The 2,496-nt window shown below is 41.3% G+C and carries 2 protein-coding genes; both read right to left on the bottom strand.

Translation table 11 applies throughout. From position 1 onward, the window contains the following. Window positions 1-234: 234 nt before the first annotated feature. Entirely contained in the window at window positions 235-1,410 is a 1,176-nt protein-coding gene (locus RAC86_RS37720) for a serine hydrolase domain-containing protein (protein WP_038428981.1), read from the bottom strand. A gap of 167 nt (window positions 1,411-1,577) precedes the next feature. After that, window positions 1,578-2,496: recombinase RecA (recA, locus tag RAC86_RS37715; protein WP_377886858.1), on the bottom strand; the 919-nt coding region annotated here is incomplete at its 5' end.

Here is a 2,496-nt window from a genome sequence, read left to right as displayed (position 1 = left end):
AAGTGTCGGCATGTACATTGTCTAGTTTTCTCAACATACAGAACCTTCACAGGGAATGAGAGTGTTCATCGCCCTTGTCAAGTTTAAATGGTTTAACAATCATGTTAAAAAAACAAATGTTACAACTTCATTGTAAATGTGTCGGAAATACTTGTCAAGCTTGCCATCTTAACGTTTGCAGGCCATTCGTCTTTTCACGTGCCGAATGCAATTCATCCAAAAGAAGATCGCCAATCATTCTTGATTTAGAAGCTGGTATATTTTATTGTTCACTTGGCCCAATTTAGCATTATTTTGAATGTTTGAGAACAAAATAACAATGGTTTGCCCAGATTTGCTAAAGCTGTTCAAAATATTGAAGCCCGGCATAACACCATGGTTTGAATAGCTTCCGGGAGCAACATAAAATCCCATGCCGTATGTGGAGCTGCTCCCTGGCGTAAACATCTTTTCATAGCTTTTTTGCGAATACAGTTTTCCGTCTATCAGCGCTTGGTCAAATTTGTACATATCTATAGCGCTCATATAAATATCACCGGCTCCATACAGCTGGGATAGATCAGGTATATACGGTGTAACTGTTTTGCTGCCCTCCATCTTATACCCGACAGCAGGATAAGGTTCTTTTTCATATGTTTTGTAAAAGCCTGCATGCTTCATTCCCGCAGGTTTAAAAATATGATTCTTTATGTACTGTTCATAGGGCTCACCGCTTACTTCAGCAATAATATAAGCGAGAACAGAATAGTTGGAATCCTTGTAGTCCCATACGCCCGGCTGACGTTTGATTCCCTGAAGTTCTATGTCTTTTATTAAATCGTCCGGAGTAATGGCGCCGTTTCCTTCAATATGTCCGTTTATCCCCGATGTATGTGTAAGCAGATTCTTCAAAGTAATCGTTTGTCCGTTAGGAAAATGAGGTAAATACGTGCTTACCGGATCACTTGTCTGAAGTTTCCCCTTTTCCTCAAGCTGCAAAATAGCAGTTGCAATCAGCGCTTTTTGTGATGAACCGACATAAAAAGATGTCAATGGATTATTTTGAATGTAGTGTTTACGGTCAGCATAGCCAAAACCTTTATTTGTTACGATTTCTCCATTTCTGACAATCATGGCTGTTCCGCTGAAACCGATCTCTTCTAAATAATTGCTGATTTTTTGATTTCGATCCACTGTTTTGATTTGTTCCTCTGATTTTTTGGCAGTTTTCTTTTTGACCTCTTTTTTCTGATCGGTATTTGAAACCGCTGCAGTTTCTTGAGATGGCTCGTTTTCTTCACTATTTCGATGAAGAGCATTCCAAATCGTAATGCAAACCATCACTGCTAAAAGACCAAGCAACAGTTTTCCTCTTTTATTTAGTTTTCTCCGTCTGCGTTTCGCAGTTCTTCTGCGGGTTGGGCTTGTCATTCATTTTTTCCTCCCAAAATAAATTCCATTTTGCACACGTTTTGTTAGACGAATAAAGCCCTAAAAAAGTTGTCAAAAAAAGCAATATTTTTATCATTTTTTTGCAAAATACAAAAAAGCTGAGTTTTTCACTCAGCCTTTTGTATCATTTGAAACTTATTTTATTTTTATTCTTCAAATTCGAGTTCTTCTTGTGTCTCTTCAGCTTGCTGCTGCACTACTCCGTTATTATCCAAGCCATAATGTTCGCGAATTTGCTCCTGGATCATCAGCATGATATCTTTATTTTCTTTCAGGAATTGTTTTGCATTTTCACGGCCTTGGCCAAGACGCTCTTCTTCATAAGAGTACCATGAACCGCTTTTTTGCACGATATCAAGTTCAGTTCCTAGATCAATGATTTCGCCTTCTTTTGAAATGCCTTCTCCGTACATAATGTCAACCTCGGCTGTACGGAACGGCGGAGCCACCTTGTTTTTCACGACTTTGATTTTCGTTTTGTTCCCCATTACGTCGTTGCCTTGTTTCAGCTGTTCAGCACGGCGCACTTCAAGACGCACGGAAGAGTAGAATTTCAACGCACGGCCGCCAGGAGTTGTTTCCGGGTTCCCGAACATAACACCGACTTTTTCACGAATTTGGTTAATGAAAATCGCGATTGTCTTCGATTTGTTAATGGCTCCTGAAAGCTTACGAAGCGCTTGAGACATTAAGCGTGCTTGTAAACCGACATGAGAATCTCCCATGTCACCTTCAATTTCCGCTTTCGGAACGAGAGCGGCTACAGAGTCGACAACGACAATGTCAACTGCCCCGCTTCGAACCAATGCTTCCGCAATTTCAAGTGCCTGCTCGCCTGTGTCAGGCTGAGACAGTAAAAGCTCTTCGATGTTAACACCGAGCTTTTGCGCGTATACCGGATCTAACGCATGCTCCGCATCGATAAACGCGGCTTGTCCGCCCTGCTGCTGAACTTCAGCAATCGCATGAAGCGCCACAGTTGTTTTACCTGAGCTTTCAGGACCGTATACTTCAATAATCCGTCCGCGAGGATATCCGCCAATTCCAAGTGCTGTATCAAGAGCT

It is taken from the genome of Bacillus sp. LR_5 (genome assembly GCF_042709275.1).
Note: the sequence above shows the minus strand (reverse complement) of the source record. Positions and strands in the feature narration are given on the sequence as shown.